This is a genomic window from Staphylococcus equorum (assembly GCF_001747895.1).
Classification (GTDB): Bacteria; Bacillota; Bacilli; order Staphylococcales; family Staphylococcaceae; genus Staphylococcus; species Staphylococcus equorum_A.
This window is the reverse complement of record NZ_LNNB01000033.1, coordinates 19,306-44,891: the sequence shown is the minus strand read 5'-3', so window position 1 is coordinate 44,891 and position 25,586 is coordinate 19,306. Positions and strand designations below refer to the sequence as shown.

At 33.2% G+C, this 25,586-nt stretch carries 22 protein-coding genes; 10 read left to right on the top strand and 12 right to left on the bottom strand.

Annotation, left to right across the window (positions count from 1 at the left end; genetic code table 11):
* Positions 1-200 precede the first annotated feature (200 nt).
* Both AST02_RS13240 and AST02_RS13235 read right to left on the bottom strand, forming a co-directional pair.
* Positions 201-1,799, bottom strand: coding sequence for a BCCT family transporter (locus tag AST02_RS13240; RefSeq protein WP_176721559.1), 1,599 nt, complete (start codon positions 1,797-1,799; stop codon positions 201-203).
* Between the two features lie 139 nt (positions 1,800-1,938).
* Positions 1,939-2,472: a methylated-DNA--[protein]-cysteine S-methyltransferase gene (locus tag AST02_RS13235; RefSeq protein WP_069818177.1), complete on the bottom strand. Its 534-nt coding sequence runs from the start codon at positions 2,470-2,472 to the stop codon at positions 1,939-1,941.
* Positions 2,473-2,588: 116 nt separating this feature from the next.
* Between AST02_RS13235 and AST02_RS13230 the strand changes: the two genes are divergently transcribed.
* On the top strand, positions 2,589-2,888 hold the full coding sequence (locus tag AST02_RS13230) for a YrhK family protein (RefSeq protein ID WP_069818176.1): 300 nt from the start codon (positions 2,589-2,591) through the stop codon (positions 2,886-2,888).
* 70 nt (positions 2,889-2,958) lie between these two features.
* Here the strand turns inward: AST02_RS13230 and AST02_RS13225 are convergent, their stop codons facing one another.
* From AST02_RS13225 to AST02_RS13205, 5 genes are all read right to left on the bottom strand, one after another.
* Positions 2,959-4,344 carry an MFS transporter gene (locus AST02_RS13225; protein WP_069818175.1) on the bottom strand — a complete coding sequence of 462 codons (1,386 nt, stop codon included), beginning with the start codon at positions 4,342-4,344 and terminating at the stop codon, positions 2,959-2,961.
* A gap of 235 nt (positions 4,345-4,579) precedes the next feature.
* Positions 4,580-5,272 (bottom strand): alpha/beta hydrolase, encoded by a 693-nt coding sequence (locus tag AST02_RS13220; RefSeq protein WP_069818174.1) that lies wholly within the window; start codon positions 5,270-5,272, stop codon positions 4,580-4,582.
* Positions 5,273-5,317: 45 nt separating this feature from the next.
* Positions 5,318-5,782, bottom strand: a complete 465-nt coding sequence (locus AST02_RS13215; protein WP_069818173.1) for a hypothetical protein — start codon at positions 5,780-5,782, stop codon at positions 5,318-5,320.
* 157 nt (positions 5,783-5,939) lie between these two features.
* On the bottom strand, positions 5,940-7,115 hold the full coding sequence (locus tag AST02_RS13210) for a M20 family metallopeptidase (RefSeq protein WP_069818172.1): 1,176 nt from the start codon (positions 7,113-7,115) through the stop codon (positions 5,940-5,942).
* Positions 7,116-7,521: 406 nt separating this feature from the next.
* Positions 7,522-10,050, bottom strand: coding sequence for an MMPL family transporter (locus tag AST02_RS13205; protein ID WP_069818171.1), 2,529 nt, complete (start codon positions 10,048-10,050; stop codon positions 7,522-7,524).
* 147 nt (positions 10,051-10,197) lie between these two features.
* Here AST02_RS13205 and AST02_RS13200 point away from each other — a divergent pair, with 147 nt between their 5' ends.
* Positions 10,198-10,749: a TetR/AcrR family transcriptional regulator gene (locus AST02_RS13200; protein WP_069818170.1), complete on the top strand. Its 552-nt coding sequence runs from the start codon at positions 10,198-10,200 to the stop codon at positions 10,747-10,749.
* 73 nt (positions 10,750-10,822) lie between these two features.
* Here AST02_RS13200 and pruA read toward each other — a convergent pair whose 3' ends face one another.
* Positions 10,823-12,367, bottom strand: a complete 1,545-nt coding sequence (gene pruA / locus AST02_RS13195) for an L-glutamate gamma-semialdehyde dehydrogenase (protein WP_069818169.1) — start codon at positions 12,365-12,367, stop codon at positions 10,823-10,825.
* 338 nt (positions 12,368-12,705) lie between these two features.
* Here pruA and AST02_RS13190 point away from each other — a divergent pair, with 338 nt between their 5' ends.
* Positions 12,706-13,776, top strand: a complete 1,071-nt coding sequence (locus AST02_RS13190) for an acyltransferase family protein (protein WP_069818168.1) — start codon at positions 12,706-12,708, stop codon at positions 13,774-13,776.
* Positions 13,777-13,959: 183 nt separating this feature from the next.
* On the opposite strand, the gene AST02_RS13185 is transcribed toward AST02_RS13190, so the two are convergent.
* Positions 13,960-14,577, bottom strand: a complete 618-nt coding sequence (locus AST02_RS13185) for a DUF4064 domain-containing protein (RefSeq protein WP_069818167.1) — start codon at positions 14,575-14,577, stop codon at positions 13,960-13,962.
* A gap of 201 nt (positions 14,578-14,778) precedes the next feature.
* Here AST02_RS13185 and AST02_RS13180 point away from each other — a divergent pair, with 201 nt between their 5' ends.
* Both AST02_RS13180 and AST02_RS13175 read left to right on the top strand, forming a co-directional pair.
* The gene (locus AST02_RS13180; protein ID WP_069818166.1) at positions 14,779-16,485 is read left to right on the top strand and encodes a BCCT family transporter; all 1,707 of its coding nucleotides are present in this window, start codon (positions 14,779-14,781) and stop codon (positions 16,483-16,485) included.
* A gap of 126 nt (positions 16,486-16,611) precedes the next feature.
* Positions 16,612-17,397 carry a putative hydro-lyase gene (locus tag AST02_RS13175; RefSeq protein WP_069818165.1) on the top strand — a complete coding sequence of 262 codons (786 nt, stop codon included), beginning with the start codon at positions 16,612-16,614 and terminating at the stop codon, positions 17,395-17,397.
* A gap of 124 nt (positions 17,398-17,521) precedes the next feature.
* Here the strand turns inward: AST02_RS13175 and AST02_RS13170 are convergent, their stop codons facing one another.
* The 3 genes from AST02_RS13170 to AST02_RS13160 all read right to left on the bottom strand — a co-directional run bounded on the left by AST02_RS13170 (position 17,522) and on the right by AST02_RS13160 (position 20,755).
* Positions 17,522-18,538, bottom strand: coding sequence for a PTS sugar transporter subunit IIC (locus AST02_RS13170; protein ID WP_069818164.1), 1,017 nt, complete (start codon positions 18,536-18,538; stop codon positions 17,522-17,524).
* Positions 18,539-18,933: 395 nt separating this feature from the next.
* Positions 18,934-19,494, bottom strand: a complete 561-nt coding sequence (locus tag AST02_RS13165) for a sugar O-acetyltransferase (RefSeq protein WP_069818163.1) — start codon at positions 19,492-19,494, stop codon at positions 18,934-18,936.
* A 64-nt stretch (positions 19,495-19,558) separates the two neighbouring features.
* Positions 19,559-20,755 (bottom strand): DUF819 family protein, encoded by a 1,197-nt coding sequence (locus AST02_RS13160; RefSeq protein WP_069818162.1) that lies wholly within the window; start codon positions 20,753-20,755, stop codon positions 19,559-19,561.
* 161 nt (positions 20,756-20,916) lie between these two features.
* On the opposite strand from AST02_RS13160, the gene AST02_RS13155 reads away from it, so the two are divergent.
* From AST02_RS13155 to AST02_RS13135, 5 genes are all read left to right on the top strand, one after another.
* Complete coding sequence (locus tag AST02_RS13155; RefSeq protein ID WP_069818161.1) at positions 20,917-22,338, top strand: SLC13 family permease; 1,422 nt, start codon at positions 20,917-20,919, stop codon at positions 22,336-22,338.
* A gap of 134 nt (positions 22,339-22,472) precedes the next feature.
* Positions 22,473-22,679, top strand: a complete 207-nt coding sequence (locus AST02_RS13150; protein WP_069818160.1) for a hypothetical protein — start codon at positions 22,473-22,475, stop codon at positions 22,677-22,679.
* 305 nt (positions 22,680-22,984) lie between these two features.
* Complete coding sequence (locus tag AST02_RS13145) at positions 22,985-23,266, top strand: lactococcin 972 family bacteriocin (RefSeq protein ID WP_069818159.1); 282 nt, start codon at positions 22,985-22,987, stop codon at positions 23,264-23,266.
* 57 nt (positions 23,267-23,323) lie between these two features.
* Positions 23,324-25,273, top strand: a complete 1,950-nt coding sequence (locus AST02_RS13140; RefSeq protein ID WP_069818158.1) for a DUF1430 domain-containing protein — start codon at positions 23,324-23,326, stop codon at positions 25,271-25,273.
* Positions 25,273-25,584: a YxeA family protein gene (locus tag AST02_RS13135; RefSeq protein WP_069818157.1), complete on the top strand. Its 312-nt coding sequence runs from the start codon at positions 25,273-25,275 to the stop codon at positions 25,582-25,584. The genes AST02_RS13140 and AST02_RS13135 overlap by 1 nt, the downstream gene beginning before the upstream one ends.
* Positions 25,585-25,586: the final 2 nt, after the last annotated feature.

Genomic DNA, 25,586 nt, shown 5'->3' with positions numbered 1-25,586 from the left:
AGCTGACTAGAATTGAAAAAAGCTTGATATAAGCGCATTTTCAATTCAGTCAGCCACTGCCAATATAAAAAACTGAGGCTAAGACATGTGATATGTCCCAGCCTCTTTTCTTTTTATTCAATAAACAAAATCAGAGGAGATATTTGTCAATTTACGACTGTATCTCCTCTGTTTTATGTACGTATCATGTTATAACGTAATTATTTTTCCGCTTGTTCTTGTTGTTGTTGTTCTTGTTCAATTTTACGAGTATATGCTTCGTATCGCTCTTTATTGGGCTGTAATGTCAAACCTAGATATTTCCGTTCTTTGTTTGCATCTTTATATAAAGCAATCATCATTAATATCACTACAAAACTAAACGGCAGTGCGGATATAATGGCAGCTGATTGTAAGGCGTCTAAACCAGTATCCCCACCAGCTAATAATAAGACATATGCAATAGCTGCTAATGCTAAGCCCCAGACAATTTTAACAAAGCCTGAAGGGTTTAACGTGCCACGTGCAGTCTGCATACCTAATACATAAGTTGCTGAATCTGCAGATGTAATAAAGAATGATGCAATAAGCGCTAAGGCAATGATTGAAAGGATAAACCCAAAGGGTAATTCATTAAAGATTCCAAATAGTTGCGTCTCAGGCGGCATCTCAAATATTTTAGAGTTTGATTGACCCACTGTGATACCTGTTACACCAAAAGCACTAAACCATATAATACTGATTACTGTAGGTACACCTAATACTGCAATAATAAATTCTCTAATACTACGTCCTTTTGAAATTCGAGCGATAAATATACCAACGAATGGACTCCAACTCAACCACCAACCCCAATAATATATCGTCCAAGATTGTAACCAAGTCGCCTTTTGTTCGTTTAATGGAGCAACATCAAAACTGTTAAATACAATGGTATTTAAATAGTCTCCTGTACTGCTTGTCATCATATTTAAAATGAGTAGTGTCGGTCCCACTATAAAAACGATTACGAGTAGTAAGCCTGCTAATACCATATTTAAATTACTTAAATATTGGATACCTTTACTTAAACCACTCCACGCACTATATAAAAACAAGACAGTAACCACTGCAATAATAATACCTTGAACTAATGAATTAGCTGGTATGCCAAATAAATAATTTAGACCACCGTTAATTTGAATCGCACCTATACCTAACGAAACCGCAACACCAATTACTGTTGCAAAAACTGCTAATACATCAACAAAAGTTCCAATAGGTCCATCTACTTTATCTCCTAAGATAGGACGCAACGTTTTTGAAATTAGACCATTTTCTCCTTTACGAAACTGGGAATACGCTAGTGCTAACGCAACAATACCGTACACAGCCCAAGGATGAAAACCGTAATCCATTAACGTGCCTTGAAATGCTTCACCCATTGCAGCTTTCGTTTCTGGATCTGCAGTTGGCGGTGCTAAATAATGCGAAATAGGCTCTGATGCGCCATAGAATACTAAACCTATCCCCATACCTGCACTAAATAACATTGCTAACCATGACACCGTATGAAACTCAGGTTTGTCAGATGGCTTACCTAGCTTTAATTTACCGATTGGGCTAAATGCTAGAAACACACAAAAGCCTAATATTACAGTATATAACAACATATAATACCAACCGAATGTATCTGAAACCCAAGTAGACACACTACCTGTAATACTCCCAAATTGTTGTGGGAAAATTGCGCCAACCAAAACAAGTAATCCTATGATGGCAGCTGAATATATAAATACACTTGAAAATTGTTTTTTCTCTTTTGGCAAAATGCTCACCATCCCTTAAATTTTTAGCAAAGACGTGTAATAGAATACCACACTGAGTTAAATTATCAACTTAGTTAGAGATTTTTTACAACTTACAAGCGTATTTAAGAGTGGTTTTTGAAAAAATAATTTACTTCTCAATACTACGGGCTCAAGGCTTCGTACTGTATTTCGGTCTATAAAATGCATCCATATCCATTTTTTCTAATTTAAGTAACTCGATTTTGGTATCAATGCCGCCACCATAACCTGTTAAGCTACCATCTTTACCAACAACTCTATGACAGGGAATGATAATTGAAATTGGATTGTTGCCTACTGCACCACCCACTGCTTGTGACGACATTTGGGTTTTACCTCTTTTTTTCCCTATTATTTGTGCGATTTCTCCATAAGTTACTGTCTTGCCATAGGGTATTTCTAAAAGTGCTGCCCAGACTTGTTCACGAAATTCCGTACCTGACGCTTTTAAAGGAAAATCAATTTCCGGAATATTTCCTGAGAAATACGCGTCTAACCAACGTTCTACTTTATCAAAGATCGGTTGTTCTGTTTCAACTAACTTATCATCATATTTTAATTCGAAATCGGTTTGATTGGGTAGCCACAAGCCAGTGATATGCTCTCCGTCAGATGTTATTGCAATGCGTCCTATAGGTGCTTGATAGTATCTTTTATAATGCATGATGCTCCCCTCTTTCTGTCCTTCTGAATTTGTTTTATCATAAATCTTTCTTGGTTTTATGTAAACCATTAAGGGAATGAGTAAGACAACTCAAGATATGTATGGGAGGCCTTTCTATGTCAAAATCAAATCAACAAAATCCTATTAACAAAAGTGCTGATTTAAATTTTAATACACCTCAAAGATCTGAACGTCTCACAATGATTTATAAAGCACTATACCAATTAAACGATGTTGTTCTTGGCATCATATTCTTAATAGGTAGTTTTTTATTTTTTAGTGATTCTACTGTCACATTAGGTACAATACTGTTTGTAATCGGTAGTGTACAGATGACGGTTAGACCGCTTATTGCATTGTCGCATGATTTACATTTGGCACATAAATATAAAAAATCAGAAATGCATGATGAATAGTGTATTTTATCATCCAACATAACAAAGACCATTGCAACGATAACGTTACAATGGTCTTTAATTTTAATATTTACGTATTTATTTTACGTGTTGGTATGATTAATGCACTTGCTAGAACACCACAACCAACGATACAAGCACCAACGATAAAACCTGTTGTTGCCGCTGTATGTACGCTTTGTCCGCTTTGCATAATCGCTGTGTAAATAGAAGTCATAATCGCAATACCAAAGGCACCACCAAGTGTTGAGCCCATTTTAAATATACCGGAAGCAACGCCCACTTTTTCTGGTGGTGTAGTTGAAACTGCAGTACTCAATGCAGGTGTTGCAAAGAGACCTGTACCCCCACCAAAAAAGACTGATGCAATTAACGCTACAACGATATATCCTGAGGTACCAAAGAACGTTAAACTAAATAATAATATACCTATTGCTGTAAATATTGGTCCGATAACCAACGCACGTTTCGCACCAAATCTTTTAATACTCTTTTCACCTAAGCGCACAACAATAAGTAGTGTAATTAAGTACGGTAAAGTAAGTAAACCTGCTTGGAACGCACTAAATTTCAATCCACCTTGCGCATACATATTAAATAAAGCAATGACACCAACGCCTGTGTTAAGTAAGAAGTTCGCAAGTACTGCGCCTATATAAGGTTTATTTTTAAATAATTCCAAATCGATAAACGGCACTTTTTTGCCACGTTCTACTTTGAAGAACATAAATACACATATGATAAAGACAGCTAATAATACTAATGTCGGTGTGCTCAGCCACCCCATTTTATACCCTTGCGTAATGACAAAGCTAATACTCGCGATCATAATCACAAATATTGTCAGTCCAACATAATCAAAACGATTTGTTTTGTCTTTAATTAATTCACTTTCTGGTAAATGTTTTAATAACATCATCGCTACAAGCGATAATATAATCGACAAAATAAAAATAGATTGCCATGATATAAACGTTGCCATCGCTCCTGCAAAGAAGGATGATAAACCTGTACCACCAAACGCACCAATTGACCAAAAACTCAATGCTTTTTGTCTTTCGTCCCCTTCAAAAAAGTCATTGACGATGGAAATCGTCGCTGGCATGATAATTGCTGCTGATAAACCTTGCACAACTCTACCTAGAATCAGTAATACAACGTTACCTGAGACGATAAGCATAAGTGAACCAACGATACTTAGTATGAGTGCAATACGTGTCATCTTTACCTTACCAAATTTATCTGAAATATTACCAGCTACTACCATAAACACACCGGTAACAAATGACGTTAAACTTATAGAAATATTGACTATACCTGGACTAGCTCCAAAAGTTGACTGGATTTGAGGCCCAATATTTAAAAATGATTGGGCAAATAACCAATAAGTTAATATTGATAATACAATACCCGTCAACAATTTACCCCCTGAAATTTGTTTCATTTTTTCTACCATAAAAGCATCCCCTATGTTTGTTAATAATATAAAGTTAGAATTTCAAAAGACACTTGTATTCGTATTTTACAAATGAGATTATTACACATTTTAGTGCACGATGATTTCTTTTAAAATTTCTTACACTTTAAATATTATCATTAATTAAACATAAAGGTCAGAATTTACATGCCGTTATTTTGAATTTTCTGATAACTAATGACTATAATTTGTCATATTTTCGTGGGTATATTAACTAAAATAATTTTTTTACCGCTTTATTAAAGTATTTTTTAAAATACATTTTCTGATGTAGCCCTTTATTACTTGTAACGAAGTGAAATGACATTTGCTCAGAAATTAAGAGTTCATTTAAAATGTCTACGCCTTGCTCAGTTTGAGCTAAGATATTGGTATTGATATCTGGATGTTGCTCATCTTCAAGCATGCCAATGTACCAGTAAACATGTTCTTCTGCTTTAATAATATGTTGTTGCTTCATAAATGTTAGAAAGCCTGGATACCATATTGAAGGTGAAAGCAGTATATATGTGCCAAAAGCATCAGGTTTCTTGAATAAAGCATAAAGCGCAACTAATCCACCTAGTGACGCCCCAGCAATACTTATATCCCTACGTTGTTCAGATATATTGAAACATTTTTTTAAATAAGGCAACAATTCATCAGAAATCCATAAGATATAATCATCCGCTGCTTTATAAAATGCTTCATCCTCGACTACATCTTGCCAAGACGCATAAATTGTATCATCATCATTCGGCAGTAACCCCACAAATATGACTTCTCGTTCAATATCTTTAAATAAATCATCGCCATCTTGAACAACAACTAAAGGGTATGGACCAGCGTTACGCTTAAAATATCCTTTAGGTAATTTCACTTTAATATCATGGTGTTGAAACCGAATATTGAAATTTCTTATATTCATAGCAATCAACCCTCTTCCTATTCACCGCTTTGACTTCAGGTGATTTTATAGAAAATTATATAATTCGACATCATTTTCTTTCGCATATTCTAAAGCAAGTATTTCCAAGATATTAATGAGTGCTGGGTTACCTTTAACTTTAATATATTGGAATTTCAAATTATGTTCTTCAGCTTTAATATTTTTTAATTCTGATTCATCTAAATTTTGTTGCGCTACATAGGCTTTTCTAAATTTTGCTGTACCAGCATCTGATTTCACATTGAATTGTGCCAGCTTATCATTTAAATCTTTTTGAGTAAGTTTATATCCCGTCATAAACCCACCTGCTTGCCCTACATATAATGGTTTTTTATTTTTAAAGATAACAAAAATACCTTTTTGTTCTTGGACTGCACTTCTACTTTCTTTATCAAATGTAAGTGCCTTTGACTTATCATATTTGAATAATTTTTTTAATGGCTTATTATAATCTTCAAGCAATTCACTTAATTTTTTATCCGCATTCATTTTAATCATCCTTTTTCATTTTTTTATTATTCTATATATACACTTTAATGTGACTACATAAACTACATGTAAAATAAGAATAAAATCATAGGCGCACAAAAATAAAGGTTGTAGCCCAGTATAATAAGCTACAACCTTTATTTGATGTTTTAATAATTTATTTTAAGTAATTGAATACCGTAACGCCTACTGCTTCAGCTGCTACGCGTAATGATTTTTCACTGATATCAAATTTAGGATGGTGATGAGGATGAATGTCACCATTATCAGGGGCAGCACCCGCATAAATAAATGTGCTAGGTATAGCTTTAGCATAATATGCAAAATCTTCAGATGGTGGTTGTGCTTCACATCTTTCTATACCTTTAATCGCATCTGTATCAGCGTTTTCAATAGATTCTGCAACAAATTTTGTGAACTCTGGATCATTGTATAATGCAGGGTAATCATCATTATATTCTAATTCGCATGTCACACCAAACATTGCCTCTAAGCCTTCAGTTAAACGTTTAACCTCTTTTTTAATCGTATGTTTGGTATCATCAGTCAAGGCACGTACATCGCCTTCTACTTCAATACTATCTTTAATCACATTAAATTGTCCTTTGCCATCAAATGAACCAATCGTTACGACGCCTGTTTCAAAAGGATTTAAGCGTCTCGAAACAATCGTTTGTAAAGCATTAACAAAATATGCTCCAGCTACTATACTGTCGTTTGCCGTATGTGGTGAAGAACCATGTCCTCCCTGCCCATTCACTTTAAGTTTAAAGAAATCTCTACCTGTTTGTACATTGTCTTCACGGTAATATACATTACCAGATGGCATATGACTCATCACATGGACACCTAATACATGGTCGACTCCATCTAAGACACCATCTTTAATCATCGCTTGTGCACCGCCTGGAGGCACTTCTTCAGCAGGTTGATGAATAACAACAACTTTACCCTTAAATTGATCCTTCAGTTCGATAAGTGTTTCAGCAAGAATTAGCATGTATGCTGTATGTGCATCATGACCACAAGCATGCATCACACCTTCATTTTTTGAAGCAAATGCTAACCCCGTGTCCTCTTGAATTGGTAGAGCATCAAAATCAGCACGTATTGCTATCGTCTTACCAGGTTTCCCACTATCGATTGTCACCTTCAAACCATTCGGACCTACATTCGTTTCTACTTCACAATCTTTATCTTTATAAAAATCTTCAATATACTTAGGCGTTTCTTCTTCATGGAAAGATAACTCAGGATATTGATGAAGATAGCGGCGTATCTCAATCATTCGGTTTTCTTTCTCTTTCAATATATCTATTAATTGTTTCACCATGACAATTCCTCCTACATTAAATATATTTAACTTATTTACATTATATACTTTTTGAGTGTAATTTATGTGTTAGACCCTTTGGTAAATGACGTAGATGTGATGCTTCTTTAAATGATGGGAGCATAATCAATATAATCATCAACAATAAAAATATCGCCTTTCTGGTATCCATATATTTCATTCTATTTCCATACCGTCAATCTACTTCTCAGCACTAACACAAAGCGTAATCCATCCTTTATGCTGCTGTTACATTGTTTGGTTCATTAAAAATTAAAAATTAAAAATCCGGCTATAATCTATGCTATTTTATTGATCTTTGGACAAAAAAACTGCCAACAAAATCCGGGATTTTGTTGGCAGTAAGAGATGCTCTTAATAATTAAGCATCTTAATATAATTAAACTTATTTTTTATTTATCGTTTTCTCGATTAATTCATTCAACTTGTTAATGTTTTTACTTTGTTGTGCTAACAGCGACATAACGTCTTCATCTTTGTTTTCTGTACTTGATGTTGTATGACGTTCTGTACTGTTATCTACATTGTTAGCATCATTATTATCGCTGTAATAATGCGGTTGTTTTTTACCTGCTTGATAGTCTTCTAATGCTTGATATAAGAAATCTGTCTGCGCCGTTTGTTGCGCAATCTCGTCATATAACATTTTAGTTTTTCTATCAACTGGAATTTCATTGTTATTTTTAGTTGTTGTAGTTGATTGTTGGTGAATGTTGAATGTACGATCATAACTTTCTTTTGATGCGCTGAATTTTTGAGCAGGCATCATACTTTGTAATTCATGACCTTCAATATCTACACTTGGTAAAATTCTGTTTAACCATGCTGGCATATACCACGATGCTTTACCAAACAACTGTGTAAGTGCAGGTATCAATAGTAAACGTACGATAAATGCATCGAATAACACACCGAAACCGAGTGCTATACCCATTGATTTAATCATCACGTCATCTTGGAAGACAAATGCGATGAACACACTGAACATAATCAATGCTGCAGCTACCACAACTGGGCCACTTTCTTTAATACCTACTTTGATAGCATGTTCGTTGTTACGTGTCTTACTGTATTCTTCATGAATACGTGACATTAAGAACACTTCATAATCCATTGCGAGACCAAATAATAAACCGATTGTTATCACTGGTAAGAATGCGAGTAATGGTCCTGTAGTGTCAACACCAAATAGACCAGACATAAATCCTTCTTGCATGATTAATGTCGTAAAGCCAAGTGTTGCTACTAATGATAATACAAACCCTAGCACTGCTTTCAATGGAATAATGATTGAGCGGAATACTACCATTAATAGAATAAATGCCAACGCTACAATGACACTCGCAAATAATGGAATTGCTTCATTTAATTTTTGAGACATATCAATGTTGATTACACTTTGACCAGAGACTTCTGTTTTGAAATCATATTTATCTTTTGCATCATCATTATAATCTCTTAAATCATGGACTAAATCATTGGTAGATTGCGCGTTAGGTCCTTTTTCAGGAATTACAGCAACTAAGGCATAATCTTTACTATCACTTAGTTGTGGAGGCGTCGCCATATCCACGTTATCCATATCATTAATATCTTTTGTCATATCTTGTAAATCTTTTTGTAATGCTTGAGGATCATCTTTCTTATCTTTAACATTCACAAGCATAGCAATTTGACCATTATAGCCTTCGCCAAATTTGTCAGAAATAATATCATATGCTTTTTTCTGTGTTGTATCTTCCGATTTCATACCATCGTCTGGAATGCCTAAGCGCATATCACTAATTGGAATTGCTGCTACTACTAAAATAATAAGACCAATTAAGACTGCTGCTAAAGGTTTACCTACAACAAATTTTGACCAAGCTGTATCAACATCGCCTTCAAATTCTGATTTACTTTGTTTAGGCTTAATACTCTTATGGAAAATACTGATTATTGCAGGTAATAATGTTAATGCACTAATTACCGCTACTAATACGCTAATAGCTGATGCATAACCCATGACTGCTAAGAAGTCTATGCCAACGAGTGCTAACCCACAAACTGCAATAATTACAGTTACACCAGCAAAGATAACAGCACTACCTGCTGTACCTACAGCTAAACCGATAGCTTTAATATGATCTGGTTCTGTCTTCACTATTTGACGATATCTAAATAGTATAAACAGTGCGTAATCTATACCAACTGCAAGTCCAATCATAACGGCTAACGTCAATGTAACGTTTGGAATATCAAAGGCGTAAGTAAGTAATGAAATAATTCCTACACCTGTGCCTAAGCCAAGTAATGCACTAATGATTGGCATACCTGCAGCAATAAATGAGCCAAAAGTAATTAATAGTACGACGAATGCTACGATAATGCCTATTACTTCTGAAGCACCACCAATTTCAGTAGATTCCATGCCTGTACCCATTAATTCAGCTTGTACGTTATGTTTGTCTTCTAATTTTTCAACTTCATCTTTCACGTTATCTTTAGAATCTGCTTTTAAAGCTGTAGCAGACACATCATAATTGACATCTGCAAAAGCAGTTGTTTTATCTTTACTTATTTGTTTATTATCATAAGGATCTGAAACATTCTTGATATCATCATCATTGTCTTTGATGTCATTCAATGTGTCTTTGATATCTTTAGTCATGTCTTCCTTAACTATGCCGTTCTCAGAATCGCTTTTAAATACAATCCTTATTTGAGCTTTTTCACTATCCTGGTTAAATTCATCTTCAATTTTTTTGTTAGTATCGAGTGACTCTAAACCATTCATAGTGATGTCATTATCAAATTTAGGTGAACTTATTGTAAGCGGTATAATAATTGCTACGAGTAAAACGACCCATGCAACTACACTCCACCATTTATGTTTTGCAATAAACGAACCTAATTTATACAAAAACTTTGCCAAACTATTGCCTCCTAATTTAATCAACGTTATAGTTTATACATATAGTGTAGATTATTTATATTAACATTTTACAAGCTCAGCCGCATTATAAAAAGAACTAATTATGCGAATGTGTCTATTTAAACTACAAAAAAGGAGAAGTGTAGAATGAATGAAAAAGATCTTCGTGTTATTAAAACCAAACGCGCGCTGTCTAAGAGCTTTTATGATCTCTTAGAAAAACAACCCTTTTCAACAATTACTGTAAACCAAATTTGCAATGAAGCTTTGGTACATCGAACAACTTTTTATAAACATTTTTACGATAAATATGACTTACTCATTTATTTAATTACTTATTTAATGAAAGATTATTTTTCAATTGATTTTAAAGAACGTATTAACAATCCATTTACTATTATGGAAAAAACAATAACAGATATCGATGAACTTAACAAAGTTAAAGAAAAGCAAATAGAAGACAAAGATTTTGAACGAACGATTACAAATTATTTCATCCGTGTATTACAAAATGACATTAAAGATAATATGTCACGTATTTCTGTAGATCCGAGTGTTCCAATCGAACTGATTTTTTATGTATATGGCGCAAGTTTATTTGGTTTTATGGAGTGGATGCGCGACCACAATATCAAACGTCCCGCACACGAAATAGATGAAATCTTTCATAAAATGATTAATATCAAAGTAAAGACGTAAAACAATAAATTCACACCAAAAAGCCTCTCACTGCAAAGCAATGAGAGGCTTTTAAATTATTTTATAATTTTAATTAGAACATTTCTGAAGCGACTTTTTGTTCTAAGAAGTTTAATAGGTAGTCTGGGCTACCTGTCTTAGCGTCAGTACCTGACATTTTGAAACCACCGAACGGGTGATAGCCAACAACTGCTGCAGTACATCCACGGTTAAGGTACAAATTACCTACATCGTATTCTTCAACTGCATGAATCCAGTTTTCACGATTATTAGTAATTACAGCACCTGTTAAGCCATAATCTGTATCGTTAGCAATGTCTAATAGTTCTTCAAAGTCATTACCTTTAACAAAGCCAACAACTGGGCCAAAGATTTCTTCTTGCATGATTTGGTCTCTTGATTTTAAGTCTGAGATGATTGTAGGTTCAATAAAGTATCCAGTAGTACCATCCGTACCACCACCGAACTCTAATTTACCTTCTTTACTGCCAATTTCAATATAATTTTTAATTTTGTCGAATTGTTTTTTATTAATAACTGGTCCCATGTTCGTGTTATTCTCAGTATTGCCTAATGTTAAATTCTTAGTTAATTCAACTGATTTTTTCAATACTTCATCATATACATCTTTGTGTACGATTGCACGAGAACATGCTGAACACTTCTGTCCTGAGAAACCAAATGCAGAACTTACAATAGATTCTGCTGCTAAATCAGTGTCAATATCTTTATCAACTACGATTGCATCTTTACCGCCCATTTCAGCAATAACACGTTTTAAGAACTTTTGTCCTTTTTGTACTTTTGCAGCTCTTTCAAAAATTCGAGTACCTGTAGCAAGTGAACCTGTGAAAGTTACAAAATGCGTGTGTACACTATCTACAAGATAGTCACCGATTTCTTTTGGATCGCCTGGTACAAAGTTAACAACACCTTTTGGTAATCCAGCTTCTTCTAAAATTTCAATTAATTTATATGCAGTTAATGGTGTATCTTCTGCTGGTTTTAAAAGTACGGTGTTTCCTGCAACTACTGGCGCTAATGTCGTACCAGCCATAATTGCAAACGGGAAGTTCCATGGTGGAATTGTAACGCCAGTACCAATTGGTTTATAGAAGTATTTATTATGTTCTCCTTCTCTATCCAATGTTGGTTTACCGTCCGCTAATTCCATCATTGATCTCGCATAGTATTCAATGAAATCAATACCTTCTGCTGCGTCACCTACAGCTTCATCCCATGGTTTACCTGCTTCGTAAACCATCACTGCTGAGATTTCTTCTTTACGACGTCTAATAATTGCCGATACTCTAAGTAAAAATTCAGCACGATCTTTGTGTGACCATTTCTTCCATGATTTATAAGCTTCATTTGCAGACTCAAATGCTTTATCTACATCTGATTGAGTTGCTCTTGAAACTTCTGCAATAACTTCAGTAGTATTGGCAGGGTTGATAGATTGATACGTATCTTTTGTGAATATTTCTTCCCCATTAATTACTAAAGGGATTTTTTGATTTAATTCACCTTTAACTTTCTTTAAAGCCTCTTTAAATGATTCTACATTTTTACTGTCTGTAAAATCGATACCTGGTTCATTCTGATAATTAACTACCATTTTTCTACCCCCATGTAAGTTTGTAAATAGAAAACACAAATGGAATTATTCCATTCTTGATTTTATTGTATATGTATCACACCACAAATGCAATCGCTTACAATCACTTTTTTTTAATTAAATCGTATCTAACCTATTTCGCATTATTCCTTATAATTTGCTATTATATGCATTGATATTTATTGTTGTTATTGTATAAATAGTAAATGTTAATTTAATAAATTTTATTCTAATATTTACACTGAATTCTCATTACGTATGTTACTATTTAAACTTAAATATAATCATATCAATATTTATTTCAAAAATAAAAGAACAATCGAGAGGTTAAGCTATTTATGAAAACATATACGTCTGTTATTTTTTGGATGCGTACCATAGCTTGTTTAAGTATTGTTCTCATTCATTCGATTACAACCACGTTTTCCAAAATGGATTTTGTGGGACATGGCACTGGCATTAGAATATTTCAATTATTGCTAATGTTTAGTACGCCGTTATTTGTATTCATTTCAGAATTTTTATTAGCGAAAAATTATCATGTTAAAACAAAACCTGGTTTCTTTAAAAACAAATTGATTTATTTAGGTATCCCTTATATCGTGGTTAATCTAGCTATCTCATATTTCTATTTTGAACCTGAGACATTAGAAGATTACTTTGGACATGTTTCAAATACGATGTTTCACGGTGGCGCTGTGACATACTTTATTGTAATTATTTTCCAATTCTATATACTACACATTCTCTTTGCTAAATACATCATCAAATGGAAACCTATTCCTGTAATTATTGGTGCAACAATATTCGCTACATTGTATTGGGCATTTAGAGAATTTGTACCCCCATCAGAAAATCCAATTTTAGGATTGTTTTGGGGAAGAGAAGGTTGGATGCTCTTTTTAGGTTGGATTAGTTATTTCTTACTTGGTTTTTACACAGGCATATATTATGAGTCTCTCATGAAGAATATTAAAAAATATACTTGGCTTATTGTTTTTGGCACAATCTTGTCAGCGGGTATATTAATTAGTAACTATTTATTCGGTGTTAGTACTTGGGTAGAATCTAAACGCTTTGATATACCATTTTATGTCACAATGGTGATCTTGCTATTTTTCTTATTCTCATCCTATGTAAAATATGTACCAAAATTCGTATTATTTATAAGTAACTACTCATTCTGTATATATTTAGTTCATTACTTCTTTGTCCATGATTTAGGTTTATTGAGAGCAGATAGTTCATTAAGAAATATTGCTTTCACTTTCATCCTCACAGTTACAATATCAGTTTGTTTAGCATATGTATTCAACTTATTCAAACTCGGAAAATTTATGGTAGGTGGTATTGGACACATCAATTATGACAAAGTATACGAAAGTTATAAACACGGCAAAATGGATTAGTAAACTAACAAATTATAATGAAAAATTATATATAAAAATGCAATAATTAAAAGAGGACTAGCTAATTGTAAAATACAGCTAGTCCTCTTTCTTTATTTTATTATTCATAGTGTTACCGTTCATCAACTTACGTTCACCATGAAAGTCTCCCATTTAATTTCTTAAAATGACTTTGTTCCATTTTTATTTATCTTTACGATCTTGGCGACGTTGATACGTATGTTCACCAGAAGTCGATGCTTCTTCTTTATCATCGCCTAGTTCCCCTTGCTCTGTAAAGTCTCTGTCATCAGAATGTTGTTCAGGTGATTCATCTTTTAATTCAGCATTTCTCTCTTGATAATGATTGTCTGTATTGCTTCTGTTATTTGAATGATTAACGCCTTCATAGTTTGGTTTATCGGCTTTTCTTACTAATAATAAAATACCAGCTACTAACCACAATAATGCGGTAATCCAATTAAATGTAAATACTGTAACAATTGCAATTAATATCAGTACTACACCTGATACCTTAGGAATTTTATTGATTAATAATGCAAATATAATCGCAATAATTGTACATACGATAACCGCTCCTAAAGCTATAATAAACAAACTACTCGCCATCTCTAATAATTGTGACGGTGTCATTTGACTTGATAACTGGTTAAATTCTTGACTATTATTCATTGATTGTATGAGTGAGTCTTTCACACTCGCATCATTTAAAAATGGCGTTACGATAGCCATTAAAAATATTAAGATAAACTGTAAGATAATGCCTACCCAGGTTAATATTTTTTCCACAGTTCTTTTCATAATTTTCCTCCTCAGGAATTTACTTCTTGCTTCATTGATTATATACCCCACACAAATAACGTTATGCAATCTTATGACTACTCAATCTATTCTATTGTATTTAAACCTTAAAACAAACAAATTTAGCCCAATGAATATCAAGATAATAATAAGGGTATCTAATTATTACCTAAATAAACAAAGGAATGATTAAAAAACGCCATGAATAATAAACATAAAAGAAAAAGAAAAAATCGTAATTTGGTCTATATTATCTCAGTAGCTATCATTTTACTCATCACTTTAGTTGCTGGTATTTTCCCAAAGGGGTTTGGAACATACGCACAACAAGTTTATGACTACATATCAAATTCTTTCGGATGGTTATTCTTAGTTATTATTTTTATTTTAGATATCTTTTTAATAGCGCTAGCTGTATCGCGTTACGGACGCTTTAAATTAGGTAGAGATGATGAAGAGCCTGAGTTCTCTATGCATTCTTGGATTGGGATGTTATTTTCAGCAGGCTTAGGTGTAGGGATTGTCTTTTGGGGTGTGGCTGAACCATTAAGTCATTATTTACATTCTCCCTTCCCAGGCACGGTCGCAGATGAGTCCGCTGAATCTGCAAGAGTAGCAATGGGTTATACATTCTTCCATTGGGGTATTTCACAATGGTCTATATTCGCAATTGCCGGACTCACGGTTGCTTATTTCCAATTCAGAAAAAATCGTGACGGACTCATTTCAACAGCGATGGAGCCTGTATTTGGCGAAGCATATAAGCGTCCTTACAGAAACATCATCGATATTTTAGCTATTATTGCGACAGTGATGGGTATCGCAACTTCAATAGGATTAGGTATTATGCAAATTAGCGGCGGGTTAGAACACGTCTTCAACGTACCTAATAATAATATTACTAAAATCACTATTACTGTATTAATGGTAGCTATTTTCTTAACTTCAGCAGCAACTGGTTTAAATAGAGGCGTGAAATGGCTAAGCAACATAAATATAGGATTAGGTGCCTTGCTCCTTATCTTTATGTTCATTTTTGGTGATTTAAAATTTATTTTCGAATCATACACTTTAGCAATTGGTGATTATTTGCGCCATTTTATTGAGTATAGTTTACGTATTAGCCCATACACTGGAGACAATGGCTGGATTCAACAATGGACAGTCTTCTATTGGGCATGGGTGATTTCGTGGTCGCCATTTATCGGTGGATTCGTTGCGCGCGTTTCACGCGGACGTACGATAAGAGAATTTATCGTTGGCGTACTCATTATTCCACCACTAATTTCATTTACTTGGATTGCTGGTTTTGGGGGCACTGCAGTTAAAATTGCACTCAACGAGAATGATAATATTGCTAATGTTGTAGATCAAGACTATACCGTAGCCCTGTTTGAATTATTGTCTAAATTCCCTCTTGCTGACATTACGAGTGCTTTAGCAATCGCACTGATATTTATATTTATTGTCACAAGTGCTGATTCAACAACACATATTGTCTCGGGCATGGCAACAGGTGGCATAGCAAATCCTAAGACGAAGCACAAAATAATTTGGGGCGTTTTAATCGGGGCAATTTCAGTATCTATGACAATTGCTGGTGGATTAACAAGTTTACAAACCGCTTCTGTCGTCACTGGGCTCCCGTTCTCTATTATCTTACTCTTAATGATTGTGTCACTAATGCGTGCGCTACGTAGAGAACCAACGAAACATTTTAAAATGACACATATAGATGATGACAAAGATTATTCAATTCCACTTGAACAGCGTGAAGATGAGGATACTAGCGATTCAAAAGATGATTCAGCAAATGATAAACAAAGCACTATTAGTAATGATAAAGAAACTGAATCAAACAAAGAACATAGAAATGATAAAGAAAACGAAAATAATAACGACAAATAAAATAATCCCCCTCCATTCTCTAACTAATGGAGGGGATTTTTATAAACTTGGAATATACATATATTTAACTGTTATGACTTATTTTTGCTAAACTAACGCTAAGTCTTAAATTAAGGGGATGGTTTTATGAATTTAGATAATATACAACCACATAAATTAAGAGAAATGATTAGTAATGGCGAGCTTACTGATCCTACAAGTGGTATGGCTAAAGGTTACGTACAAGCTAATGTCGTTATTCTACCTTCAAGCTATGCATATGATTTTTTAAGGTTTTGTTTTAGAAATCCGAAAACATGTCCACTTTTAGATGTATCAGAAAAAGGTTCTACCACATTTCCTTTCTACGGAAAATATGCAGATATTAGCACAGAAGTGGCAGAATATCGCGTCTATCGTTATGGAGAGCTTGTTGAATCACCAACAAATGTCACACATCTATTTAATGATGATATGGTTAGCTTTTTAATCGGTTGTAGTTTCACCTTTGAACATGCGCTATTAGAAGCCGGCATTCCGATTCGACATATTGAAGAAGAGCACAACGTACCTATGTTCATCACTGATATACCTGCAGAACCAAGTGGCGAATTCACAGGTAATATCACCGTAAGCATGCGCCCTATGACAATGCAGCAAGCCATTAAAGCAACTGAAATTACTTCGCGTTTTAAAAATATGCATGGGACTCCACTACATATTGGCGACCCGTCTAAAATAGGTATTGATAATATTACAAAACCTGATTTTGGAGAACCTGCCACAATAAAAGAAAATGAAGTTCCTGTCTTTTGGGGATGTGGTGTGACACCACAATCTATCGCTCTAAATGCGAAGCCAGAATTGATGATAACCCACGCACCAGGACATATGTTTATTACAGATATACTTAATAGTCAAATCAGTGATTAATAACTAGTTAGCTATTACTGTTTCAACTATCTCAAAAATAAAAGGACGTTTAGATTTCATTTGAAAAATCTAAACGTCCTTTATTCATCAATATTTTATAGTTCAACGCATTACAGCGTATGTTTTAACGGGATTCTATATCCTCTTGCGTTACAATTGGATAATTTTTGAAAATTTTAGAACATACATAGCCTACAATTAGACCAATAACAGCGATAATTGCGCCATAAATGAAAATTTTCAATGGATCATTAAATCCAAACATGACTAAGAAACCAGCTAGTGGTGTTGCCGTACCAGTTGCATCATTTACCATTCCAGAAGAAGCGATAACCGCACCTGCCAATGCACCACCTATAAAATTCGCAGTATATATTGGAACGGGATTCGCCGATACAATATCTGCTTGAGATAGCGGTTCAATACAAACAGCAATTCTTGATTTACGATCACCTAATTTCAATTTATTAAACATTGTGCCGTTAATAAATGATGATGAGAAAGAAACCATAGCAGCAATTGCCATTGGCATACCAGTCAGACCAAGTAATGCCGTTAAAGCCATAGAACTTAACGGTGCTGTTCCTACTACTGTAATAACACCACCAAGAATAATACCCATAATAATTGGGTTGATTTCTGTAGAACTTTGAATGATATCACCTATTTTTAACAATGAATTATTTACTAATGGGGTAATACCCGTCGCAACTAATCTTGCTAATGGTGCAATAATTAAAATACCTACGATCAAATCTATACCATCTGGTACTTTTCTTTCCGCATATTTCATTAGATAACCAACAACATACCCAGCTACGAAACCAGGTATTAAATCTAGCCCTCCACATGACGCAGCTATAACTAAAGCATATACAGGTGAAACACCGATAGCTAATGCTACAAGTCCAGCTGCAGCTACACCGCCAAGACCTCCAGCAGCATCACCAAGTTCACCTAAAAATTTAATACCTAATAGGTCGCCACCTACGTATTTATGAAATGCCTCAACTAAGAATGTTGCTATTGCAGCATTTGCTAAAGCACCCATTGCACGCATACCCATAGGTGCTCGATATGTAAACAGTGTAAATAACGCTAATACTACAACTAAAAACAAAGTTCCAATTAATATATCCATCTTTGAAATGCCTCTTTCCTTTTCTTGAAGTAGTTATGTTTTCTGTGGAAATAATTGTTTCAATTCTAACTATAAGCGGATTTATCGATTCCTTTCTAAAAATCAGATTCATCTATCTTATATATTAATCTACAATTATACTACTTACCTTTTCACTCACATTTTTATATCTTAACACATTTCACTATTATATTCCGAACAATTTTATTATTTTAAATTTAAGCTCCGCGGAATATTTTTCTACATTGTTTTAATTTGTTTTTTAATATTACACGATTTAATGATAATGACTATTGTAGATTATTTTTATATTTCATGATTATTTACACTATGTACAAGAAAAAAGCGGTGGTAACATCCATTACGTAATGAATGCTATCATCGCTTTTTATCTATTAATTATCTATTTTACTGATAGGTTTTGCTGGCATCCCGACTGCTACTACATTTGCTGGAATATTTTTCGCCACAAGGCTACCTGCCCCAATGACTGCTCCATCACCAATCGTAACACCGGGTAAAACTACAACATTGGCCCCTAGCCACACATGATTTCCAATAGTAATTGGCAATGCTTGCTCTAATCCTGAATTTCTTTGTTGATATTGAAGAGGATGAACAGCCGTGTAAAGTCCGCATTTAGGACCTATAAAGACATGATTTCCAATGAAAATCTTTCCGCCATCCATAAAATAACAGTCATGATTTACAAATACGTTATTTCCTAAAAAAACATTATAGCCATAATCTACTTGGAATGGACTTAATATTTCTAAATTATCTGGCTTGTTATTGAGTAAGTCAGTTAAAATTGCATTGCGTTTTTCTGAATTGCTCGGCTTTGTGTGGTTTAATTCAAAGCAAAGATCTTTCGCTTTATTTCTTTCAACATCCAAAGCTTCATCAAAGTTAGCGTCATACCATTCACCTGCTAACATCTTTTCTTTTTCACTCATACATTTACCCCTCCCTCACTAAATTTCGTCAAATACAACTACGTATTCTAGCACCTTTTACAATTTATCCTAGTTGGATAAGTAATTGATACATTATTGTTCCGGCATAATTACCTATTACATAACCCAATGTACCAATAATAAGTATCGGTCCCACTAAACCAGACCAGCCTTTTCCAATAGCTAATGCTGCTGCAGTAGTAGGTCCTCCCGCAGTTGCATTACTTGCTAACAATATTTCTTCAATTTTAAATTTAAAGAGCTTACCTAAAATAAGACTTAAACCTAAATTGAAAATCAAAATAATAATGACAAAAACAAACAACAATGGTGCAGTTGTAATAATTGTAGCAAATGAAGCCGGTGTACCAATGACTACAAAGAATATATAAATAAGGAAAGTGCCGATTTCTGATGCACCTGCTAACTTCTCAAAGAAATCTCCCCAGACAGCAACAACGATTAATGTCAATGTTGTTAATAATAAATATGAATCACCAAAGAAAGATACAATAATTGTTAATATGAGATTACTTTTAGGTACCCATAGTTGTATCAATTCTGCTATTTTGAAACTAACTGCCACAAGCGCAATCGCACTTGCCATTGAAAATGCAATATCTAATAATTGAATTTTTTTCGGTTGCCAAAATGACTGATGTGTCTCAGGTGTCGTTTCAGTTTTATAATTAGTAGTAAAATGTTTTTTTATCCAAGGCATTGATGGAAGGGCTATAAGTAATATGAAATACAGTGCCATAACACTGTTATCAGCAACTACTGTCGAAGAAACCATGTCTCCAGGTGTTTGAAATTTAGAACTCAAAGCTGCAAAATTCACGCCACCACCAATGTAACTTCCAGTCATCATGGCACCTATTTTAGAAAGATAAGGTATCCATTGATTTAAAGTAAGAAATGCGACCACTGTACCTATCATTGTCCCTACTGAAGCAATCATGAAAATGAATAATAATCGTCTACTTTCTTTCCATATCTTTAAAATATTTGAACTGAATAATAATAATGGAATAGAAAGTGGCACGATAAAATCCCATACCGTGTCATACACTGGTGAACTCGTTGGTATCACTTTAAAGTTTGATAAGAGCATTGCCCCCACCAGTGCTATAATTGCTCCTGAAATTGTACTTGCCCACTTGTATCGCTGTTCTAGGAATAAACTAACTGTTGCCCAAACTATAATAATAGCCCATAACGTCCACGTGTCATCTTTAGCTATAAGTGCACCTAATACCATGAACTTCCCCCCTTGAAATAAATTTTTATTTTAAGATATTAAATACATTTTAACAGCATTTTTCATTAATTTTTATAATTTTCTGAAAAAATACATTGTTTTGCTCTTTTTAAATTGATATTCTTGCAACTGTAGACAATAACAAGGGGGGATTTTTGCATATGAAAGAAAAAATTGGTTTAATCTTAGGACCATCACTTTTCATCATTTTTTATTTTATACCTAGTATTACAGGTTTAGCGGATGAACCACGTGCTGTTCTTGCAGTCACACTTTTTGTGGCTACATGGTGGATTACAGAAGCAATTCCCATACCTGCTACCTCACTCATTCCACTGATATTACTACCTTTGAGTGGTGGTACAAATGAACAAGTAGCTGCGAGTGCTTATGCTGATCCAATCGTATTTATGTATATGGGCGGCTTTATTATCGCACTGGCAATTGAAAAATGGAATTTACATAAACGAATTGCTATGACCATCATTTCTTTGATGGGTTCAAATAGTAATCGTATTATTTTAGGTACGATGATTGCAACTGCATTTATTTCAATGTGGATTTCCAATGCAGCAACTGCACTCATGATGTTGCCAATTGCTTTAGCATTAATAAAAGAAATTAAAGATGCACAATTCCTCAAACCAGAATCAGCGCACAAATTCGGGAAAGCATTATTATTAACTGTCGCTTATTCTGCATCTATCGGTGGCTTAGCAACGCTTATTGGTTCAGTACCAAATGCAGTTTTCGCAGCCATCGCTTCCTCTACTTTAAATAGAGAAGTGTCCTTTGCGCAATGGATGTTATTCGCCTTACCATTAACAATTATATTGTTAATCATTTTATACTTATTAATGACAAAATGGTTATTTAAAATTGAAGACTCCGATAAAATATCTTCAGATTTTGCAAAGAAAGCTTTACATGATTTAGGTCCAATGAGTTTAGAGGAAAAGTTAACAGGTATTGTTTTCCTTTTCGTTAGTATCTTGTGGATTGGTGGCGGTCTCTTGCCTGCTTCCTTAAACTTATCAGACACAGTTATAGCAATGTTAGGTGCTGTGTTACTCTTCCTTATTCCTGCTAAGTCATCTAACGGCGCGTTACTCGTATGGAATGACATGAGTAAACTACCATGGGGTATATTGTTATTATTCGGTGGTGGCTTATCCTTAGCTGCTGCATTTGAAGATTCAGGACTGACAAAATGGTTTGGTGGTATGTTAGGTTTCGTCGAACCACTACCATTAATCCTTGTCGTCATCGTATTATCGACGGCTATTTTATTCTTAACAGAAGTGATGTCTAATACAGCTGTTTCTAATATGTTAATGCCAATCAGTATTGGTTTAGCCGCAGCAATTAGCCAAGACCCATTTATTATTATGGGAATTGTCGCAGTATCCTCAACCTGCGCATTTATGTTGCCAATTTCAACACCACCAAATGCTGCTGTATTTAGTTCTGATGAATTAGAAATGCAAGATATGGTTAAAGCTGGATTTATTTTAAACATGTGTGCAATTGTTATCATCTCACTATTCGTATATTTCTGGTTACCTATTGTTTTTGGTTTATAAATAGACGTTACTTAATAGCTTGTAACGTCGTGATACATCTAAGGTATGATATAATTTCGATACTAGGGACGCATGTCACAAAGTACAAAATGGTATAGAATAAGTATATAAACTTATAGAAGGAGTCATTTATTATGAAGACAATCATTAAAGGGGCCATCGCAGTATTACTGATATTAGGCGTAGTTAAAACATTCCAAGACCATGACGTACAAGCAGAAGTAGTTAATTATTATAACCAAGCTAAAAATGGTGAATTACTTCAAAGTATAGAAAGTGTGAATTTCGATTCATTAAAGCACTTACAATTAGATGATCTTATCCCTTCTGATTTCTTTTAAAGTTTATCAACTTTCTTCTAGATAATTACAGAACAAACGTTATCTGATATGCTGGGTGTCAATCTTGTCCAATTTCGTATCGATAGTGTAATTGTTTTACCTTATTAACATAAATTTCAACAAATAGATTTTCCAAGACGACCTTGAAACGAATAAATTAAGCGCATCTCCTAATATTTAAAGGATATGCGCTTTTTTTGTGGAAAAATATAAATTTTTAAAGGGTAAGTGTAAAAAAAGCATAATGACATATTTTGATAAAAATTATATAATAATATAAATTAATACAAAAATAGGCTATGTAAATTAAAAAGACTATTATAAGTATTTTATTGTATTTAGCAATAGTATTAGGCTCTGGAACAATAGCAAATGCAGCAACTATCTATGCACAAGGTGGAATTTGGAATTATGGAGTAGGAAGCAAATATGTTTGGTCATATTACAGTAATAATTATAAAGCACATGGCTCTACAGCAGTGGGTAAATATAAATCCTATAGCGGAAAAACAAGAGCAGGCATCCAAGCTAGAGCATCTGCTCCAAAATCATTCTTCGTAAATAGAACATATTACAACGTTTACTAATAATAGCAAGGAAATGAATACAAATTGCATTCATTCCCTTAATTGATGAGGTACTGTATGAAAATAATAAAATTGACCTTAGATATTATAACGCTTTGTATCATTACTATATTAGTCCTGATATTCACATTAAGAGAAGAGGAAGAATTATTACCTGGTACTCATACCATATTAAACATTTCTGCTTGGAATTATAGTCACAATAAGCAAGAAATTTATAAAACAATTGAATCCATTTCCCAAAAGGAAGATATAACAATATATAAATCTATCTCAAATACGAATCAAGACACATACAAATATATATACTCATTTAACGAAGAAAAACCAAAATTCCAAAATCATATTAAGTATAAATATATCAACTACGATACCCTTCTTAGTAAAGATGTCCGAGGGAATTATTTTGTAATAGGAGATTCATTTGATTCCCATAATATTAAACAGCTACTACAGGAAAAAGGCGTAGATTCAGAAATACTTAGTTTAAATAAATTCGTCTTATTTTTATCTGTCATAAATGATAAGGGGCTGCTATTCCCTATGGTTTCAATATTAATACTTTATATTTTTTATTTTTTACAAATAGCCAATATAAAATTTAAAGAATATGGTATTAAAAAATTACATGGTTATTCAATTTCAAAAATAATGTCTGAAGATATACGTAAGAAATGTTTATACTACATTTTCTTATTAAGTTTCTTTTTAATTTCTATAATAATTTTATCACTAGCATTGGACATTTCAGACAATACTTTTATTTTTATAGTACGTGTTTTCTTAGGCATAATCATTTTATTCAGCGTACTTTTTTTAATTTCACTTTGCTCTTATACACTATTTATAAAAACAGATATACCACTAATTATCAAAGGCAAAAAACCCTATACATTATTACGAATGATAACTGTATCGTTCAAGATAATTATTCTAATTGTATTAGCAATTTTGTTAGTACAAAATTTAAGTTCATATCATGAATTGAAAAATATTAAAAACACTGAAAAGTACTGGACAAAGTTAGATGATTATTACGTTATTGAAGTTGCACCACTTAAGTACACTCATTCAGAAGAAAGTGATATATCCAAAAAATTTCATAAATTAATCTTAAATACTGAAGCAAAACATGAATCATTACTTATTAGACACAATAATTTATATCATCCCCACCCTACGAATTACACTCCCGAAAATGGTAATGTCGTTTTTTTAAATAGCAATTTCGTAGATTTCTATAATAGTGCATTTAATAAACGATTGGAGCTTTCCAATTCTAAAAATACAATTGACTTATTATTACCAACTAAAGCACATAACTTTAAAAAAGAAATTAAAAAAGATTTCAAAGATTGGATTAACTTCCAACAGGATAATAATCGAAATAAAGAAATTAACATGAAACAAACAAATGATAACTTTGAAATATATACTTTTGATACCAGATCTAGTTTAAAAAATAACTTTAGTAAAAACCCTCTAGTTGTATTAATAGATGCAACAGACCTAGGAGATAACTTTTATTATTCATCAGTCACACAAGGTAGTTACTTGTTTAAAGATTTTAAAAATACCAATAAACATTTGAAGGAATATGGATTAGAAGATGTTGTAAGTGGCATTACAAATTACAAAGACATCGTATTAAAGGATTTTAAATCACTTAACATAAAAATGCTTATTATATCTATTTCAATACTTTTATCTTTTATCACACTGGTATTAACAATACTTTTTGATATCCAACAATACTTTGAAAAAAACATGAAATTTTTAATGATAAGAAAAATACATGGTTTCAATTTGATTAAAAATCATAGTGAATACTTACTATTGAGTAATGGTTTAGTCATTTTAGTTGGTGTTATATCTATAGCAGTTATGAATAATAGCACAATCCTCCTTTTATTTATCTTTATTATAATTATTCAAATATTAATACAAAGTATATATATAAATAAGTTAGAAAAAAATAACCTAATCAATTTAAAGGAGTTAGAATAATGAGTAAAAAATTAACTATCGTTATTATTGTTATCATAATACTTGCTGTTACTACATTCCTAACAAATGATAACTTTGATAGATTTAACCCTTTTCTACAAGAAGAAAAATCGTATGCCATAGTTAAACAACACACACAGCAATATAACGATGTCACAGCGTATTCCAAGAATGGGGAAAAATTGAACTATAAATTAACATTCGGTGGTTATGATCCAAGTAAAAAGTTTGTAGAAATCATTCATAAAGGGACATACGTGAAAGAAATACACTATATTGAGAAACAAGCGCTTCCCAAAAATATTAGGTGATG

Coding starts and splice junctions, on each gene's coding strand:
- AST02_RS13150 (WP_069818160.1), top strand. CDS start 22,473: ATGAAGACAATCATTAAAGGGGCCATCGCAGTATTACTGATATTAGGC.
- AST02_RS13225 (WP_069818175.1), bottom strand. CDS start 4,344: ATGGTAGAAAAAATGAAACAAATTTCAGGGGGTAAATTGTTGACGGGT.
- AST02_RS13240 (WP_176721559.1), bottom strand. CDS start 1,799: ATGGTGAGCATTTTGCCAAAAGAGAAAAAACAATTTTCAAGTGTATTT.
- AST02_RS13175 (WP_069818165.1), top strand. CDS start 16,612: ATGAATTTAGATAATATACAACCACATAAATTAAGAGAAATGATTAGT.
- AST02_RS13190 (WP_069818168.1), top strand. CDS start 12,706: ATGAAAACATATACGTCTGTTATTTTTTGGATGCGTACCATAGCTTGT.
- AST02_RS13155 (WP_069818161.1), top strand. CDS start 20,917: ATGAAAGAAAAAATTGGTTTAATCTTAGGACCATCACTTTTCATCATT.
- AST02_RS13210 (WP_069818172.1), bottom strand. CDS start 7,115: ATGGTGAAACAATTAATAGATATATTGAAAGAGAAAGAAAACCGAATG.
- AST02_RS13135 (WP_069818157.1), top strand. CDS start 25,273: ATGAGTAAAAAATTAACTATCGTTATTATTGTTATCATAATACTTGCT.
- AST02_RS13180 (WP_069818166.1), top strand. CDS start 14,779: ATGAATAATAAACATAAAAGAAAAAGAAAAAATCGTAATTTGGTCTAT.
- AST02_RS13140 (WP_069818158.1), top strand. CDS start 23,324: ATGAAAATAATAAAATTGACCTTAGATATTATAACGCTTTGTATCATT.
- pruA (WP_069818169.1), bottom strand. CDS start 12,367: ATGGTAGTTAATTATCAGAATGAACCAGGTATCGATTTTACAGACAGT.
- AST02_RS13220 (WP_069818174.1), bottom strand. CDS start 5,272: ATGAATATAAGAAATTTCAATATTCGGTTTCAACACCATGATATTAAA.
- AST02_RS13215 (WP_069818173.1), bottom strand. CDS start 5,782: ATGAATGCGGATAAAAAATTAAGTGAATTGCTTGAAGATTATAATAAG.
- AST02_RS13230 (WP_069818176.1), top strand. CDS start 2,589: ATGTCAAAATCAAATCAACAAAATCCTATTAACAAAAGTGCTGATTTA.
- AST02_RS13170 (WP_069818164.1), bottom strand. CDS start 18,538: ATGGATATATTAATTGGAACTTTGTTTTTAGTTGTAGTATTAGCGTTA.
- AST02_RS13165 (WP_069818163.1), bottom strand. CDS start 19,494: ATGAGTGAAAAAGAAAAGATGTTAGCAGGTGAATGGTATGACGCTAAC.
- AST02_RS13160 (WP_069818162.1), bottom strand. CDS start 20,755: ATGGTATTAGGTGCACTTATAGCTAAAGATGACACGTGGACGTTATGG.
- AST02_RS13185 (WP_069818167.1), bottom strand. CDS start 14,577: ATGAAAAGAACTGTGGAAAAAATATTAACCTGGGTAGGCATTATCTTA.
- AST02_RS13235 (WP_069818177.1), bottom strand. CDS start 2,472: ATGCATTATAAAAGATACTATCAAGCACCTATAGGACGCATTGCAATA.
- AST02_RS13200 (WP_069818170.1), top strand. CDS start 10,198: ATGAATGAAAAAGATCTTCGTGTTATTAAAACCAAACGCGCGCTGTCT.